General features: G+C 56.8%; 13 protein-coding genes and 1 pseudogene. 11 read left to right on the top strand and 3 right to left on the bottom strand.

Annotated elements, in window-relative coordinates; translation table 11 throughout:
• The first annotated feature begins 123 nt into the window (after nt 1-123).
• From mhbT to ABTW00_RS08075, 5 genes are read left to right on the top strand one after another with little or no spacing between them, the layout of a single operon-like run.
• On the top strand, nt 124-1482 hold the full coding sequence (mhbT, locus tag ABTW00_RS08055) for a 3-hydroxybenzoate transporter MhbT (RefSeq protein WP_433640064.1): 1359 nt from the start codon (nt 124-126) through the stop codon (nt 1480-1482).
• Nucleotides 1483-1493: 11 nt separating this feature from the next.
• Nucleotides 1494-2522, top strand: coding sequence for a gentisate 1,2-dioxygenase (gtdA, locus tag ABTW00_RS08060; protein WP_433640066.1), 1029 nt, complete (start codon nt 1494-1496; stop codon nt 2520-2522).
• Between the two features lie 14 nt (nt 2523-2536).
• Nucleotides 2537-3238, top strand: a complete 702-nt coding sequence (locus ABTW00_RS08065; protein ID WP_271446846.1) for a fumarylacetoacetate hydrolase family protein — start codon at nt 2537-2539, stop codon at nt 3236-3238.
• 8 nt (nt 3239-3246) lie between these two features.
• Nucleotides 3247-3891 (top strand): maleylacetoacetate isomerase, encoded by a 645-nt coding sequence (gene maiA, locus ABTW00_RS08070; RefSeq protein ID WP_064544143.1) that lies wholly within the window; start codon nt 3247-3249, stop codon nt 3889-3891.
• A 19-nt stretch (nt 3892-3910) separates the two neighbouring features.
• Nucleotides 3911-5104 carry a 3-hydroxybenzoate 6-monooxygenase gene (locus ABTW00_RS08075; protein ID WP_163447619.1) on the top strand — a complete coding sequence of 398 codons (1194 nt, stop codon included), beginning with the start codon at nt 3911-3913 and terminating at the stop codon, nt 5102-5104.
• Between the two features lie 758 nt (nt 5105-5862).
• Here the strand turns inward: ABTW00_RS08075 and ABTW00_RS08080 are convergent.
• Complete coding sequence (locus tag ABTW00_RS08080) at nt 5863-7245, bottom strand: M24 family metallopeptidase (protein ID WP_433640069.1); 1383 nt, start codon at nt 7243-7245, stop codon at nt 5863-5865.
• A gap of 86 nt (nt 7246-7331) precedes the next feature.
• Between ABTW00_RS08080 and dusC the strand changes: the two genes are divergently transcribed.
• The 4 genes and pseudogenes from dusC (at nt 7332) to ABTW00_RS08100 (ending at nt 12760) form a co-directional block, all read left to right on the top strand.
• Nucleotides 7332-8270 carry a tRNA dihydrouridine(16) synthase DusC gene (gene dusC / locus ABTW00_RS08085; RefSeq protein ID WP_433640071.1) on the top strand — a complete coding sequence of 313 codons (939 nt, stop codon included), beginning with the start codon at nt 7332-7334 and terminating at the stop codon, nt 8268-8270.
• A gap of 280 nt (nt 8271-8550) precedes the next feature.
• Entirely contained in the window at nt 8551-9384 is an 834-nt protein-coding gene (bglG, locus tag ABTW00_RS08090) for a transcriptional antiterminator BglG (protein WP_433640073.1), read from the top strand.
• Between the two features lie 26 nt (nt 9385-9410).
• Nucleotides 9411-11350, top strand: a pseudogene (gene bglF, locus ABTW00_RS08095) (PTS beta-glucoside transporter subunit IIABC).
• A gap of 15 nt (nt 11351-11365) precedes the next feature.
• The gene (locus tag ABTW00_RS08100) at nt 11366-12760 is read left to right on the top strand and encodes a glycoside hydrolase family 1 protein (protein ID WP_433640075.1); all 1395 of its coding nucleotides are present in this window, start codon (nt 11366-11368) and stop codon (nt 12758-12760) included.
• Nucleotides 12761-12854: 94 nt separating this feature from the next.
• Here ABTW00_RS08100 and ABTW00_RS08105 read toward each other — a convergent pair whose 3' ends face one another.
• On the bottom strand, nt 12855-13589 hold the full coding sequence (locus ABTW00_RS08105; RefSeq protein ID WP_433640077.1) for a class I SAM-dependent methyltransferase: 735 nt from the start codon (nt 13587-13589) through the stop codon (nt 12855-12857).
• A gap of 132 nt (nt 13590-13721) precedes the next feature.
• On the opposite strand from ABTW00_RS08105, the gene mdtQ reads away from it, so the two are divergent.
• Nucleotides 13722-15164, top strand: coding sequence for a multidrug resistance outer membrane protein MdtQ (mdtQ, locus tag ABTW00_RS08110; protein ID WP_433640079.1), 1443 nt, complete (start codon nt 13722-13724; stop codon nt 15162-15164).
• Between the two features lie 356 nt (nt 15165-15520).
• Nucleotides 15521-16177 carry an oligogalacturonate-specific porin KdgM family protein gene (locus ABTW00_RS08115; RefSeq protein ID WP_064544160.1) on the top strand — a complete coding sequence of 219 codons (657 nt, stop codon included), beginning with the start codon at nt 15521-15523 and terminating at the stop codon, nt 16175-16177.
• A 43-nt stretch (nt 16178-16220) separates the two neighbouring features.
• Here the strand turns inward: ABTW00_RS08115 and ABTW00_RS08120 are convergent, their stop codons facing one another.
• A complete protein-coding gene (locus tag ABTW00_RS08120; protein ID WP_064544162.1) occupies nt 16221-16793 on the bottom strand; it encodes a DedA family protein in 573 nt (190 codons plus the stop codon).
• Between the last annotated feature and the right edge of the window lie 64 nt (nt 16794-16857).

The following is a 16857-nucleotide window of genomic DNA, read 5'->3' on the forward strand; positions in this document are numbered from 1 at the left end:
ACTCATTTCTCTTATCACAAAATGGCAACATAAAAGCAAAAAAAGAAACATCTTACCCTGTGCCGTTCGGGCCAGACGCGCGAACGGCGAAATGGATAACCTGCATTTACCGAGGCCCTCCCTATGACGCAACGACGTGAACTTCAGGCGCTAATCGACGCCGCCCCTATCGGCGCGATGCAGTGGCGCGTCATTATCTGCTGTTTCCTGGTGGTGATGATGGACGGGTTTGATACCGCCGCCATCGGCTTTATCGCCCCGGCCATTCGTGAGCACTGGCAACTGAGCGCCGCCGATCTTGCCCCGCTGTTTGGCGCCGGTTTGCTGGGCTTAACCGCGGGCGCGCTGCTGTGTGGGCCGCTTTCCGACAAACTCGGTCGTAAACGGGTGATTGAATGGTGCGTCGCGCTGTTCGGCCTCTTCAGCCTGTTGTCAGCGTTTTCGCCCAATCTGGAAATGTTAATTGTTCTGCGCTTCTTAACCGGCCTCGGCCTCGGCGGCGCGATGCCTAACACCATTACCATGACCTCAGAGTATCTGCCGTCCCGCCGTCGCGGTGCGCTGGTGACCCTGATGTTCTGCGGCTTCACCCTCGGTTCGGCGCTCGGCGGCATCGTCAGCGCGCAGCTGGTGGCGGTGATTGGCTGGCACGGTATTCTGGTGCTGGGCGGCGTGCTGCCGCTGGCGCTGTTCTTCGGCCTGCTGGTTGCGCTGCCTGAGTCCCCGCACTGGCTGGTTCGCCGTCAGCGTCCGCAGGCACAAATCAGCCGGACGATCAGCGCGATGACCGGCGAGCGCTACGAAAACACCGAGTTCTGGCTGGATGAACCCGCCGCTACGCAAAAGGGCAGCATCAGCCAGCTGTTCGCCGGGCGTCAGCTCACCATCACGCTGATGCTGTGGGTGGTGTTCTTTATGAGTCTACTGATCATCTACCTGCTTTCGAGCTGGATGCCGACGCTGTTGAACCACCACGGTATCGATTTGCAACACGCCTCCTGGGTGACGGCCGCGTTCCAGGTCGGCGGTACGCTGGGCGCGCTGTTGCTGGGGGTACTGATGGATAAATTCAATCCGTTCTGGGTGCTGGCCGTCAGCTATGCGCTGGGCGCGGTATGCATCGTGATGATCGGCCTGAGTGAAAACGGCCTGTGGCTGATGGCGCTGGCGATTTTCGGCACCGGCATCGGCATTAGCGGTTCGCAGGTAGGGCTTAACGCGCTGACCGCGACGCTTTACCCCACGCAAAGCCGCGCTACCGGCGTGAGCTGGTCTAACGCCATTGGCCGCTGTGGCGCCATCGTCGGTTCGGTCTCCGGCGGTATGATGATGGCGATGAATTTCTCATTCGACACCCTGTTCTTTGTGATTGCCGTTCCGGCCGCCGTTAGCGCCGTCATGCTGACATTGCTGACGCTGGTCGTACGCCAGTCATCCCGAGTACCCGAATCGCAGCCCGTCATGGGCGCGGTGAAAAGTTAAGGAGAATAATAATGACCGCGGATGTAAAACACGATCGCCAACAGTTCTACCAGCACATTTCCGGGCAAAACCTGACGCCGCTGTGGGAATCGTTGCATCACCTGGTGCCCAAAACGCCGAACGCCAACTGCGCACCGGCCTACTGGAACTATCAGGAAATTCGCCCGCTGCTGATGGAAAGCGGCACGCTGATTGGCGCGAAAGAGGCGGTGCGCCGCGTGCTGGTGCTGGAGAACCCCGGCCTGCGCGGCCAGTCATCGATTACCTCGTCGCTGTATGCGGGCCTGCAGCTGATCATGCCGGGCGAAGTGGCGCCAAGCCATCGCCATAACCAGTCGGCGCTGCGCTTTGTGGTGGAAGGCCGCGGTGCGTTTACCGCCGTCGACGGCGAGCGCACCCAGATGAGCCCCGGCGACTTTATCCTTACCCCACAGTGGCGCTGGCACGACCACGGCAACCCGGGCGACGAACCGGTTATCTGGCTCGACGGTCTTGACCTGCCGCTGGTGAACTATCTCGGCTGCGGCTTTGCCGAAGATTACCCGGAGGAACAGCAGCCGGTGACGCGTAAAGAGGGTGATTATCTGCCGCGCTACGCCGCCAACATGCTGCCGCTGCGCCACCAGGTAGGCAACTCATCACCGATTTTCAACTACCGCTATGACCGCAGCCGCGAGGCGCTGCATGACCTGATGCGTCTGGGCGAGGCCGACGAGTGGGATGGCTACAAGATGCGCTACGTCAACCCCGTTACCGGCGGCTACCCGATGCCGTCGATGGGCGCTTTCCTGCAACTGCTGCCGAAAGGCTTCCGGTCGCGTCAGGCGCGCACCACCGATAGCACCATCTACCACGTGGTAGAAGGCAGCGGCGAAGTGACCATCGGTGAGCAGACCTTCAGCTTTAAAGCGAAAGATATTTTTGTCGTGCCGACCTGGCACAGCGTGTCCTTTAACACGCCAGAAGAGACCGTGCTATTCAGTTTCTCGGATAGGCCAGTCCAGGAAGCCCTGGGTCTGTTCCGCGAAGCGCGCTATTAATCAGGAGAAGAAAAATGAGCAAATACGTATTTGAACCCCAGGCTCCGGTCGCGATTCCGGTTGTTGGCAGCGACGAGCAGTTTCCGGTACGCCGCGTTTACTGCGTGGGCCGTAACTATGCCGCTCACGCCCGTGAAATGGGCTTTGATCCGGATCGCGAACCGCCGTTCTTCTTCTGCAAACCGGCCGATGCCGTGGTCCCCGTTGCCGCGGGCGAAACCCTGAACCTGGCCTACCCGGCGCAGACCGACAACTATCACTATGAAATTGAGCTGGTGGTCGCTATTGGTAAAAAAGGTAGCGATATCCCGCTGGAAAAGGCCGAAGAGTATATCTGGGGCTACGCCACCGGACTGGATATGACTCGCCGCGACCGTCAGATGGAGATGCGCCAGATGGGCCGTCCGTGGGAAATCGGCAAGGCGTTTGACCTCTCTGCGCCGATTGCTCCGCTGCATAAAGTCGCCGACGCGCCGTCGCTTGAAAAAGCGCCAATCTGGCTGCAGGTCGATGGCCAGGATCGCCAGCGCAGCGATATTGAACATCTGATCTGGGATGTGAAAGAGACCATCAGCTACCTCTCCGGCTTCTTCGAACTGCAGCCGGGCGACCTGATCTTCACCGGCACGCCGGAAGGCGTGGGCGCGGTGGTGAAGGGCGAAACCATCACCGGTAACGTCGAAGGGTTAACGCCGATCGCGGTGAAAATTGTTTGAGGTGAGCGATGAAGCTGTACAGTTTTTTTAATAGTTCGGCCTCTTACCGCGTACGGATTGCGATGGCGCTGAAGGGCATTGATCACCAGACGGTAGGCGTCAACATCCGTATCGGCCAGCAGAACGCGCTGGAGTACCGCCGCCTGAACCCGGTGGGTCTGGTGCCCGCGCTTATCACCGATAACGGTGAATCGCTGGGCCAGTCGCTGGCGATTATTGACTGGCTGGACAGACATTTCCCGCAGACTCCGCTGCTACCGGCGAACGATCCGCAGCGCATGCGCGTGCTGGAAGTGGTGTACGCCATCTGTTGCGACATCCACCCCATCAACAACATGCGCGTATTGCGCTACCTCAGCGATGAGCTGAAGGTCAGTGAAGAAGAGAAAAAACGCTGGTATGCCCACTGGATCCAGCAGGGGTTGAGCGCGGTTGAACAACTGCTGCGCCGAAGCCAATCCGGGGCGTTTTGTTTTGGCGATGCGCCGACGCTCGCCGACTGCTGCCTGGTGCCGCAGTGGGCTAACGCCGAACGCATGGGCTGCGATCTGAGCGGATTCCCGCGCTGTAAAGCCGTTTATGACGCCTGTACGGCGCTGCCGGCATTTATCGCCGCCGCCCCGGAAAACCAGCAGGACAAGATCCCGGCGTAGTCAGAAAAGGAGAATTATCATGGCAAAAGTCACGCGTGCAATTATTGTCGGCGGCGGTATTGGCGGTGCGGCCACCGCGCTGTCGCTGGCCCGTCAGGGCATCCAGGTGATGCTGCTGGAACAGGCGCATGAGATCGGCGAAATCGGCGCCGGGATCCAGCTGGGGCCGAACGCGTTTTCCGCGCTCGACAGCCTGGGCGTGGGCGACGTCGCCCGTCAGCGTGCGGTCTTTACCGATCACATCACGATGATGGATGCGGTTAACGGTGAAGAGGTGATCCATATCGAGACGGGACAGGCGTTCCGCGATCATTTCGGCGGCCCGTATGCGGTCATTCACCGTGTGGATATCCATGCCACGGTCTGGGAAGCGGCACTCCAGCATCCAGGGGTGAAATATCGCACCTCCACCCATGTGGTGGATATTCGTCAGACGGCGGATGACGTCACCGTATTTGATGATAAGGGCAACAGCTGGACGGCGGATATTCTGATTGGCTGCGACGGTGTGAAATCCGTGGTGCGTCAGAGTCTGCTCGGCGATACGCCGCGCGTCACCGGTCACGTGGTGTACCGTGCGGTGGTGGAACGCGACGATATGCCGGAAGACCTGCGCATCAACGCGCCGGTGCTGTGGGCTGGCCCGCACTGCCACCTGGTGCACTATCCGCTGCGCGGCGGTAAACAGTACAACCTGGTCGTAACCTTCCACAGCCGCGAGACGGAAGAGTGGGGCGTGCGCGACGGCAGTAAAGAAGAAGTGATGTCGTACTTCAAAGGCATTCACCCGCGTCCGCGTCAGATGCTTGATAAACCGACCTCCTGGCGACGCTGGTCTACCGCCGACCGCGAGCCGGTAGAGAAGTGGGGTAACGATCGCATTACGCTGGTGGGCGATGCCGCACACCCGGTTGCGCAGTATATGGCGCAGGGCGCCTGTATGGCGCTGGAAGATGCGGTGACGCTGGGCAAAGCGCTGACCCAGTGCGACGGCGATGCCGCCCGCGCGTTTGCGCTGTATGAATCTGTGCGCATACCGCGTACCGCGCGTATCGTCTGGTCCACCCGCGAAATGGGCCGCCTGTATCATGCGGCGGGCGTTGAGCGTCAGGTGCGAAACCTGCTGTGGAAAGGGAAAACCCAGGACGAGTTTTACCGGGGGATTGAGTGGCTGTACGGCTGGAAAGAAGATAACTGTCTGGAACCGCGATAGCCGCGGTTGCCACGATGGGCTCTTTCTCTTTTAAGGATTGCCTCTTATACAAAAATTAGTGGGACAGGACCGAATATATATTAGTCAGGTGAAAGGTTCCGTTCACTTTACGTCAGGCAGAACATAACGTCTTTTCACCGGTGAACGGGCCAAGGGGGACAACCGCGTCCCCCTTGGCAATCCCCGCGGCCCGCAGGGAAATCGGTGCTTCGCACTACGCTCACCTACGAACTCCAGCCTGCGGCACGGCGAAACTCGACATCCTGTCTCGGTTCGCCTCAGTCCGCCATCCATGGCGTCCTGACCTTGTCTTCCATTCTCCGGTTCGCCGATTTCCAGCGGGGACTCATCGGTTTCAGTGGCTCTGGTTTTTGCTGTTAATTAAAAGACCGCACTGGTGTTGGTGGCGTCTAAATCGCCGAAGCGTTCCCTGAAGGCCGGGGCAGCCCACAGGGATGTGGGCTGAGGGCGCGGCTTTACAGGGATGTTACCTCGCGCCCGACCCGAAAGCCGTAAGGGATAAGCTGAGGGCACCGCGAAGCGGCGATTTTGCCGCCAGAGCCCGGGGGTGCAGGGGGCGGCGGCGACTGGCCGCCCCTTGCGCGCTCCCTGCGCCCGTGCAATTTATGTGGCGGGAACCGGATAAGGAGCGCAACGGAGTAATAAATCCGCATACATCTCCCTCATCCCTGATAACTGTCGTCGGGAATTGTGTATAAGAGACAGCTTCAGGGAGAGGAGGTCGAATGGGCCGCAAACTAACCCACCAGCGCCTTATCTTTGGCTAACATAAACGGCCGCAAATACCCCACGGCGTTTGACAACGGTATTACGTCATCGCTTAACGCAATATGCAACGTCTCACGAATATACGTCCGACGCGCCTCGATACGCGCCCACAGGTCAGGATAATCCTGCGCGATCTGCTGTTGTAATGCCGCATCCGCCAGCGCCACGCTCTCTTCGGCGCTCACCCCGGTATACCCCGGCACCGACGGAATGATATCGATCTGCACGATCATGCCGCTTTTCAGCGTTTCGGAGGCGTCAGGATAAACCGGTGATGACATCCACTCCTCATCGGCGCTCAGATGCCCCGGATTCAGATGCCAGCCGTACTGGGCTTTCGGCAGTACGCATTCGACTAAATCGTAAAGCTCGCCGCCCGACATACCGATCTTAATATGTTCAAGCCACGTCATGACCGCGCCAAAATAGGGCTTCACCACGCGGTCCAGATAATCACGCTGGTTTTCCGGCAGCTCGCTTTCATCGGCAATGACAAACCCGGTTCGGCTGGACAGCCCACCCTTAAACCCGGTAGTCATCGACAGCGGCTGGCCGCGTTCGACCTTTTTCCAGGAAGGGTAGAGGTTGGCCTTCTCAAAACGCTGCCCGGTTGCCGCGATGGTGACGATCGACGGTGCCTGCCCTTCGGCTGCAAGCAACGCGCCCAGATCCACTTCACGAATGCCCGGTTCGACGGCGTCCAGCGCAGCCAGCATGCAGCGAGAGGCGAGGTTGGCACCATACTCGTAATGGGCAATTTCGTTGGCGTTATTGACCGTTCTGGCCCCCTTATCACCGCCAATAAATAGATGCGCGGCGTTGACCAGATCGGCATGGGTACTCTGTTTTATTGCGTCGACGATAAACCACGGCAGGTCAAACAGATTCGCGTTGTCACTCCCGGCAGCCGTAAACATCTTCCAGCCGACCAAACCGACCTTCGACATGGCGCTCAGCCCCGTTTCGCTAAACAGCTGCGCCAGCGGTCTTTCGTTATCCATTGGCTGATTCGGCAGCGAGAACAGCGGGCAGTGCTTTAGCGTGACCGGAATACGCGAATGAGCCGCCATCTTCAGGTTTTCATTACCAAGGATCGCGGTGGCGTGCCCGGATTTATGCAGCACCAGCAGACCTTCCTCAAAGCGCGGGATAAACCCGGTCAGATACTCAAAGTTGCTCCCGTGCTCTTTATCGGCGTAAATCACCAGCGCATCGAAGCGCTCTTCCTGCATTCGCGCGAGCAGCTTATTTTTACGTTCAAGCAGGGTGGCGTCGGTCAGCGTGACCGGCGGGACGTCGCTGAAGCCGCGCGGCGGCTGGATACGCTTTAGCTGGATATCCCTGGTATTCATTATTCACCTCCTGATGTGTCGACTGGCAGTGGAAAGCGGCATACTAAGACGTTACCATAGCGCCTCTTTTTTTTCCGGATAACAATATGCGTGTTTTACTGGCACCGATGGAAGGTGTGCTCGACTCCTTAGTGCGCGAGCTGCTGACCGAAGTGAATGATTACGATCTGTGCATCACCGAATTTCTGCGCGTGGTGGACCAACTGCTGCCGGTAAAATCGTTCTACAAGCTCTGTCCGGAACTGCATAACGAAAGCCGCACGCCTTCCGGCACCCGCGTGCGTATCCAACTGCTGGGGCAATATCCCGAATGGCTGGCGGAAAACGCCGCCCGCGCGGTGGAGCTCGGTTCCTGGGGCGTGGATCTCAACTGCGGCTGCCCGTCGAAAACCGTTAACGGCAGCGGCGGCGGGGCCACGCTGCTAAAAGACCCGGAGCTTATCTACCAGGGGGCAAAAGCCATGCGCGAAGCCGTGCAGGCGCATCTGCCGGTAACGGTTAAAGTGCGTCTGGGCTGGGACAGCGGCGCGCGGCAGTTTGAAATTGCCGACGCGGTGCAGCAGGCTGGAGCCACTGAACTGGCGGTGCACGGGCGCACCAAAGAAGATGGCTATAAGGCCGAGCGTATCAACTGGCAGGCGATTGCCGATATCCGCCAGCGGCTTTCCATTCCGGTCATTGCTAACGGTGAGATCTGGGATTACGCCAGCGCGCAGGCGTGCATGGCCGTGACCGGCTGCGACGCGGTGATGATTGGTCGCGGCGCGCTGAACGTGCCGAACCTCAGCCGGGTCATCAAATACAACGAGCCGCGACTACCGTGGCCGCAGGTGGTCGATTTACTGAAAAAATACGCCCATCTGGAAAAGCAGGGCGATACCGGGTTGTATCACGTGGCGCGCATCAAGCAGTGGCTGGGCTATTTGCGCAAAGAGTACGCTGAAGCCACCGAGCTGTTTACCGCCGTGCGCGCTTTGCAGGAATCGAAGCTGATTGCCCGGGCGATTCACGACTGGCAGGCATAAAGTATCCGATCTGCATCACAATTTTCCCGTTGCTCCATTGAGCAAAGCGACCGTTAAATGAAATACTCGTAGACGATTGTTACTGCTACGGCAGGCAAAACCTGATTATCTGACGTTTGTCAGGAGTCAGGTTTTTTTGTTTCTGGGGTTCATATACACAAAATCATTCAAGTTGCATCAAGGCGGCAAGGGAATGAATCCCCAGGAGCGTACATAAGTCCGTGACTGGGGTGAATGAGCGCAGCCAACGCGGAGGCAGCTTGAAGGATGAAGTGTATAAATGCAGATCGCCAAAGTTCTTAATAATAATGTGGTGGTGGTTCTGGATGAACACCGGCGTGAGCAGGTGGTGATGGGGCGAGGGCTAGCCTTTCAGAAACGCGTCGGGGACTTATTGGATGAGTCGAAAATCGAGAAAATTTTTGCTCTGCAAAGCGATGAGCTGGCGGGGCGTTTAGGTGAATTACTCAGTCAGATTCCGCTCGAGGTGATGACCACCTGCGACCGGATCATCGAACGGGCGCGCGAGCGGCTCGGAAAATTGCAGGAAAGCCTCTATATCACGCTGACCGATCACTGCCATTTTGCCATTGAGCGGCAGAAAAACGGCGTCGCGCTGCGCAACGTGCTGCTGTGGGAGACCAAACGGCTCTACCCGAAAGAGTTTGCGCTGGGCCAGGAGGCGCGGGCGATGATTGCCCAGCGGCTCGGCGTTGAGCTCGCGGAGGATGAAGCCGGGTTTATCGCCCTGCATCTGGTGACCGCGCAGCTGAATAGCGAAATGCCCGAGGTCATGCACGTTACCCGGGTGATGCAGGAAATTTTGCAGCTGGTGAAGTATCAGCTGCGCCTGGAGTACAACGAAGAGTCGTTAAGCTATCAGCGCTTCGTCACCCACCTGAAGTTTTTCGCCCAGCGGATGCTGACGCGAACGGTGGTGGAAGACGATGACGCAGAGCTGCACAGCGCGGTGAAGGATAACTACGCCAAAGCGTGGAAGTGCGCGGAGACCGTCGCCCTGCATCTGCAAAACAGCTACCAGCGGTCGCTAACGACGGAAGAAATTATGTTTCTCGCCATTCACATTGAACGGGTGAGAAAAGAAGGGCGTTAACCCTTCCACAACCGGATTGTTACTGCATTATGCAGGCAAAACCTGAGCGCGACGTCTTACCGGCGTCGTTCTCGGGTTTTTTTGTTTTTAATACTCGGTCAAGGAATATTGCATGGAATACAAAGCACTCGCGCAGGATATTCTCAGCCACGTTGGTGGCAAAGAGAATATTGTGAGTCTGGTTCACTGCGCCACGCGGCTGCGTTTTAAGCTTAAAGAGAGCGCAAAGGCGGATGCCGACGCGCTGAAGGCCAACCCGGGCGTGATCATGGTAGTGGAGAGCGGCGGCCAGTTTCAGGTGGTGATTGGCAACCACGTCCACGATGTCTGGCAGGCGGTGCGCTATGAAGCGGGGATCACCGATGATAGCGAACCGGTAGCGGTGAAGGGAGAAAAAACGTCTCTCCTCGGCCAGGTGATTGACGTGGTTTCCGGTATTTTTGCCCCGTTTATCGGCGTGATGGCGGCGACGGGTCTGCTGAAGGGGCTGCTGGCGCTGGCGGTGGTGTGCGGCTGGCTTAACCCTGAACAGGCGACTTACAAAATCTGGTTTGCCGCCAGCGATGCGCTGTTCTTCTTTTTCCCGCTGTTTCTTGGCTATACCGCCGGGAAGAAGTTTGGCGGCAATCCGTTTATCTCGATGGTTATCGGCGGTGCGTTAACGCATCCGTTGATGATTCAGGCTTTTGAAGCCGCGCAGGCACCGGGGGCGAGCGCCGAGTATTTTCTCGGTATTCCGGTGACGTTTATCAACTATAGCTCGTCGGTTATCCCGATTATTCTGGCCTCGTGGGTCAGCTGCTGGATTGAACGGCGCAGCAACGCGCTGCTGCCGTCGGCGATGAAAAACTTCTTCACCCCGGCGATTTGTCTGGCGATTGTCGTACCGCTGACCTTCCTGGTTATTGGCCCGGTGGCGACCTGGCTCAGTCATATGCTGGCCAACGGCTATCAGGTGGTGTACGAAGTAGCCCCGTGGCTGGCCGGGGCCGCATTGGGCGGGCTGTGGCAGGTCTGTGTGATCTTTGGTCTGCACTGGGGGCTGGTGCCGCTGATGATCAATAACATGACCGTTCTTGGTCACGACTCCATGCTACCTATCATTCTCCCTGCGGTACTGGCGCAGGTTGGGGCGGTGCTGGGTATCTTTCTCGCTACCCGCGATGTGCGTCAGAAAGTGCTGGCGGGATCGGCGTTTTCCGCAGGCCTTTTTGGTATCACCGAACCGGCGATTTATGGCCTGACGCTACCGCTGCGTCGCCCGTTTATCTTTGGCTGCGTGGCCGGCGCGTTGGGCGGTGCGATTACCGCGTTCAGCAATAGCTACGCATTCTCGTTCGGCCTGCCGAATATCTTCTTCCCGGCGCAGATGATCCCGCCTGGCGGTATCGATGCCAGCGTGTGGGGTGGGCTTATCGGCACCGCGGTGGCCTTTATTCTCGCCTGTGCGCTGACCTTCTTTGCCGGATTACCGCGTAAAACGATTGAGCCCATGGCGGTCGTGAAAGCCGGTGAAAATGATGTGCTGTCGCCGATGACCGGCAGCGTACTGGCGCTGGATCAGGTGCCGGATAGCACGTTCGCCAGCGGCCTGCTCGGCAAGGGCGTGGCGATTATCCCGAGCGAAGGCAAAGTGATCGCGCCGTTCAGCGGTGAGGTGGCCTCGATTTTTCAGACTAAACACGCGATAGGTTTACTGAGCGACAGCGGGATTGAACTGCTGATCCACGTGGGCATCGACACCGTTAAGCTCGACGGCGCGCCGTTCACCGCCCACGTCAAAGAGGGCGACAAAATTCAGGCGGGCGATCTGCTCTTAACCTTCGATCGCCAGATGATTCTGGACGCCGGTTACGACCTGGCGACGCCGATTATTATCAGCAACAGCGATGACTATCCGGGGCTGGAGATCGTTGCCGCCAGCGCGGTCAGCGCCGGTCAGCCGCTGTTAACCGTACAGCATTAATCACAGGAGAGAGAGATGAAAACATTCCCACAGACGTTTTATTGGGGCGGCGCGACTGCTGCAAACCAGATTGAAGGCGCCTATCTTGAGGATGGTAAAGGACTATCCACTTCCGATGTGCAGCCGCAGGGCGTTTTTGGTGACGTGGTCGAACGCGTGGCGGGCGATACCGGCTTAAAAGATATCGCTATCGATTTTTATCATCGCTATCCGGAAGATATTTCGTTGTTTGCCGAGATGGGCTTTAACTGTCTGCGGGTGTCGATTGGCTGGACGCGTATTTTCCCGAACGGCGACGACGCTGAGCCAAACGAAGCAGGCCTGGCTTTTTATGACAAGCTGTTTGATGAAATGGCCAGGCACAACATCACGCCGCTGGTGACGCTGTCTCACTACGAGATGCCGTGGGCGCTGGTGAAAAACTACGGCGGCTGGGGCAATCGCAAGGTGATTGGTTTCTTCGAGCGCTATGCCCGCACGGTGTTTGAGCGCTACAAAGGCAAGGTCAAACTGTGGCTGACCTTTAACGAAATCAACATGTCGCTGCACGCACCGATGACCGGCGTGGGTCTGCCGGGCGACAGCAGCAAAGCTGAGGTTTATCAGGCCATTCACCACCAGCTGGTGGCGAGCGCGCTGGCGGTGAAAGCCTGCCATGAGATTGTGCCGGAGGGGAAAATCGGCAATATGCTGCTGGGCGGCCTGATGTACCCGCTAAGCTGCAAGCCGGAAGATGTGTTCAAAACCCTGCAGGAGAATCGCGGCTGGCAGTTCTTTGGCGACGTCCAGGCGCGCGGAGCGTATCCGGGCTATATGCTGCGCTATTTCCGCGACAACGGTTTTGCGCTGGAGATAACCGATGCCGACCGAGAAGCGTTGAAATCGACCGTCGATTTTATCTCGTTTAGTTACTACATGACCGGTTGCGTTACCGCTGACGAGGCGCTGAACCAGAAAGCGCGTGGCAACATTCTTAATATGGTGCCAAACCCACATCTGGAAAGCTCGGAGTGGGGCTGGCAGATTGACCCGCTGGGGCTGCGTACGCTGCTGAACGTGCTGTGGGATCGCTACCAGAAGCCGCTGTTTATCGTTGAAAACGGCTTAGGGGCGAAAGACAAAGTGGAAGCTGACGGCAGCATCAACGATGACTACCGAATTAGCTATCTGAACGACCATCTGGTGCAGGCACGGGAAGCGATTGAAGACGGCGTTGAATTGATGGGCTTTACCAGCTGGGGGCCGATTGACCTTGTCAGCGCGTCGAAAGCCGAACTGTCCAAACGCTACGGTTTTATCTACGTCGACCGCCACGATGATGGCAGCGGCACGCTGGCGCGCAGCAAGAAGAAAAGCTTTGACTGGTATAAAGAAGTGATTGCCACTAACGGCGCGAGTCTGAAAGCGTAAGCTTCGGTGAATTGTCGAATGGCGCTGCGCTTATCCGGCCTACAATGCTAACGATCCGTAGGCCGGATAAGGCGTAGCCGCCATCCGGCAATATTCACGCCGGTTTGCGGGCCCGCAGCAGGAAGATCATCGGCCGCTCTTTCTCTTCATCCAGCGCGGGATTGGCGGCAATCTGTTCCGCCGTTGGACCCCATTCATCCACATGCTCTATCACCAGCCCGGCGGCTACCAGCGCGTTAATCCAGCTGGCGAGCTTACGGTGCTGTTTTTTCACGCCGTCGGCAAACCAGTTGCTGATGCGTTCACCCTCCTGCTGATAGTGGCTCACCGGCCAGCTTTTTTGCCCGTTCTCGTCCAGCCGCCAGCCCTGCTGCAACGGCGCGGTGTAGATCGGATGCTCGGCGGAGAACACCAGCACGCCGCCCGGCGTCAGCGCCCGGTAAACGGTGGCCAACAGCGGGGCAATATCGGGCAGATAGTGCAACGCCAGCGAACTGTAGACCAGCTCGCAGCTGTTGGCGGCAAGGGTTAAGTTTTGTAGATCTTCACAGCGGTAGGCAATACCCTCGCCATCGGTCATCTCCTGCGCGCGCGCGAGCATACGGCTGGAAAGATCGTACCCGGTGACCTCTGCGGCACCCCGATCGCGCGCCCAGCGGCAAAACCAGCCGTAGCCGCAGCCGAGATCAACCGTGCGTAAACCGGCGAGCGGCGGCAGCATTTGCTGGATAGCAGGCCACTCTGGCGCGCCGTCCAGCCCTTTTACCGAACGGTCGAGCGTGGCGTAGCCTGCGAAAAAATTCGGGTCGTCGTAGATGTTCTGACTCATATTCACTCCCTGACGCTAAAATGTTATTAGCTGTTTTTAAGTATGTCTATTTATGTTCCCACACGCTTTACTAAAAGGATTTGATTCATTTAAATTATTATCACTTTCCTTCTTTTGTAACCGACCTATCACATGAACTTGACTCTGAAAAAAAGCGTGCTGTCCGGCTTGCCTCTGCTCATCGCGCTGGCTGGCTGCGCGCCATCGCACGATATTGGCAACCCGATTAAGCAGCAGGCTCCGGCCTCCAGCGTGGCGACGGATTTACCCGCTGCAGTGAAAAATGGCTGGCCGCAGAGCAACTGGTGGCAAGGCTACCACGACGCCCAGCTCAATAACTTGATTAGCCGCGCGCTGGCAAATGCGCCGGATATGCAGATTGCCGATCAGCGCATTAAGCTGGCGGAAGCGCAGGCCAGAATGTCGAAGTCATCGCTTGGCCCGGAAGTGGATTTCGGTGCCGACCTTGAGCGGCAAAAAATGTCGGCAGAAGGGCTGATGGGCCCGTTTGCTACCGATTTAGACGGTAATACCGGGCCGTGGTACACCAACGGGACTTTCGGCCTGACCGCCGGTTGGGATCTTGACCTGTGGGGGAAAAACCGTGCTGAAGTGAAAGCGCGCATTGGGGAAGTGAAAGCGCAGGTGGCCGAGCAGGCGCAAACTCGCGAGCTGCTCTCCAGCAGCGTGGCGCGCCTGTACTGGCAGTGGCAGACCGAAGCCGCCATCCACAGCGTTCTTGAGCAGGTGAAAAGCGAACAAAACAATATCGTTAGCGTCGACACCGCGTTGTTTGAGCACGGTATCACTAACTCCGCTGAAGGGGCCGAAAACGATATCAACGTTAGCAAAACGGATCAGCAGTTGGCCGACGTTGAAGGCAACATGAAAGAGATTGAGGCGCGGCTGATGGCGCTGACCAATAGCCAAAGCCAGTCGCTGAATTTGCACAAGGTTGAGCTGCCTGCGGTGGCCAGTAAAATGCCGTCCCAGCTGGGCTATGATCTGCTGGCGCGTCGCCCGGATCTCCAGGAGGCGCATTGGTATATTGAGGCCTCGCTCAGCGAAATTGACGCGGCGAAAGCGGCCTTCTATCCGGATATCAACCTGATGGCCTTCCTGCAGCAGGACGCGCTGCACTTGAGCGATCTGTTCCGCCATTCAGCGAATCAGATGGGCGTGACCGCGGGGCTGACGCTGCCAATCTTCGACAGCGGCCGTCTTAACGCTAACCTCGATATCGCCAGCGCGCAGAATAATCTGTCGGTGGCGAAGTACAACAAAGCGGTTGTCGATGCCGTCAATCAGGTGGCGAAAACGGCCAGCCAGGTCGAAACGCTGATGGCGAAAAACCAGCAGCAGGCGCAGGTTGAGAAAGACGCGCAGCGCGTGGTGAACCTGGCGCAGGCGCGGATGAACGCCGGGATTATTCCGGGCTCGAAGGTGAGCTTAGCGAAGCTGCCGGCCTTACAGGAGCGGATTAGCGCCTTGCGTCTGCACGGCCAGTGGGTTGATGCCAGCATTCAGCTGACTTCGGCGCTGGGCGGCGGCTATCATATGACCGATAAGTCGTAAGCGGCTACGGATTCATTCTCCCCTGTGTTGCAATACAGGGGGGAATGAAAAACCAATATTCAGATTAAATAATATTAATTGCTATTATATCTGTCAAAAATCTAATTTTTAATTTAATTAAAAATAAAAGCTTACCTCTAATTAAAATATGCTGCCGATCACGTATTTATATTTAATTCAATGACAGCGTGTTTTCCTCCCACTAGTATCGCTCACCAGAAAAACAATATCTCTGGTCTTATTTTTATTATTGAAAAATACATTCATTCTTTAAATATTATAGCCAGTTCCTCCTGATTTTATTGTGACATTAAAAAGCAGAGGACGATTGCGTGAAAAAATTAATAACTCTTGGGATGCTGGCATTTGTCAGCGCATCGGCGAGCGCGGTAACCATAGACCTGCGTCATGAATATACTGACACCTCGCAGGGGCAGAAGGACAGGGTGCTGATCTCACACCGCTTTGCCAACGGTTTTGGTTTCTCCGTCGAAGCTAAAACGAAATCGGGCGGTGAGCATTCGGATAAAGCCTTTAATGATGTCGTAGATAATGGCGATGAATATGTTCTGAGCTATCAATTTAATGCAATGCCGAATATAACCGTTCAGCCGGGTTTTGCCTTAGAAACGTCATCATCGAAGGCAATATATAAACCGTATATTCGTGGGCAATATAATTTCGAAGGTGGTTTTTATGTTGCTGCTCGTTATCGCTACGAATATACCCGTGATACATCCAGTACCAAAGATGATGAACACGTCAACCGCGGCGATCTGTGGTTAGGTTATAAAACCGGGCCGTGGACGTTTGAAGGAAATTATCTTTATAAGAAAAGCGAAGATTATAATCGTTACGATAACGGTAAAGATGATTACGAGCTGGATTTCAAAGTAGCTTATAGTATCGATAAAAACTGGAAGCCTTACGCGCAGATCGGTAACGTCTCCGTCAGCAGCGACGAAGACGATCGCCAGACCCGTTATCGCGTGGGTGTGCAGTACACTTTTTGACCCACACGACCTCTGAATATGACCGGGCGCTTCGGCGCTCCGGTTACTCTTCCGTCGAACGTTTTTCCCGCCGTTTGAACCACCAACGTACCGCCACGACCAGAGCCACCGCCAGCGCCAGCCAGATGATATGCTTCAGATGTTTATCCAGATGATGCAGCCACGGGCCGATAGCTTCTCCGCCCAGATAACCGAGGGTGGTAAACAGCAGCGCCCAGATCAACGCGCCGAGAATATTCAGCGGCAGGAAAATTTTTGGCGGCAGCTGGCTGGCGCCAATCAGCAGCGGGCCGATAACCCGGAAGCCATACATAAATCGGCTGCCGATGACAAACAGGTACGGATGGCGGTTTATCAGACGTTGCGCCTTCCTGATACGCGCCTGATGGCGTGAAAAACGCTTCAGTAGCCGCCCGCCAAACTTCCGGCCCAAAAGATACAGCACCTGATCGCCAATCATACCGCCCAGCGCCACCGAAATAACAACCAGCGGAAATTTCAATAGCCCCTGATGCGCCGCCACGCCACCGAGTAGCGTAATGGTTTCACCTTCCGCCATGCTGCCAATAATCAGCGCCGCGTAGCCATAGTGGGAAATCAGGTTATTGATATCCATAAAAACACTCGCTCCTTATAACATCATACTATTCATCATACACCCTCAGGGCGAGATTGCAGGG

The organism is Kluyvera georgiana, assembly GCF_050990895.1.
Lineage (GTDB): Bacteria > Pseudomonadota > Gammaproteobacteria > Enterobacterales > Enterobacteriaceae > Kluyvera > Kluyvera georgiana.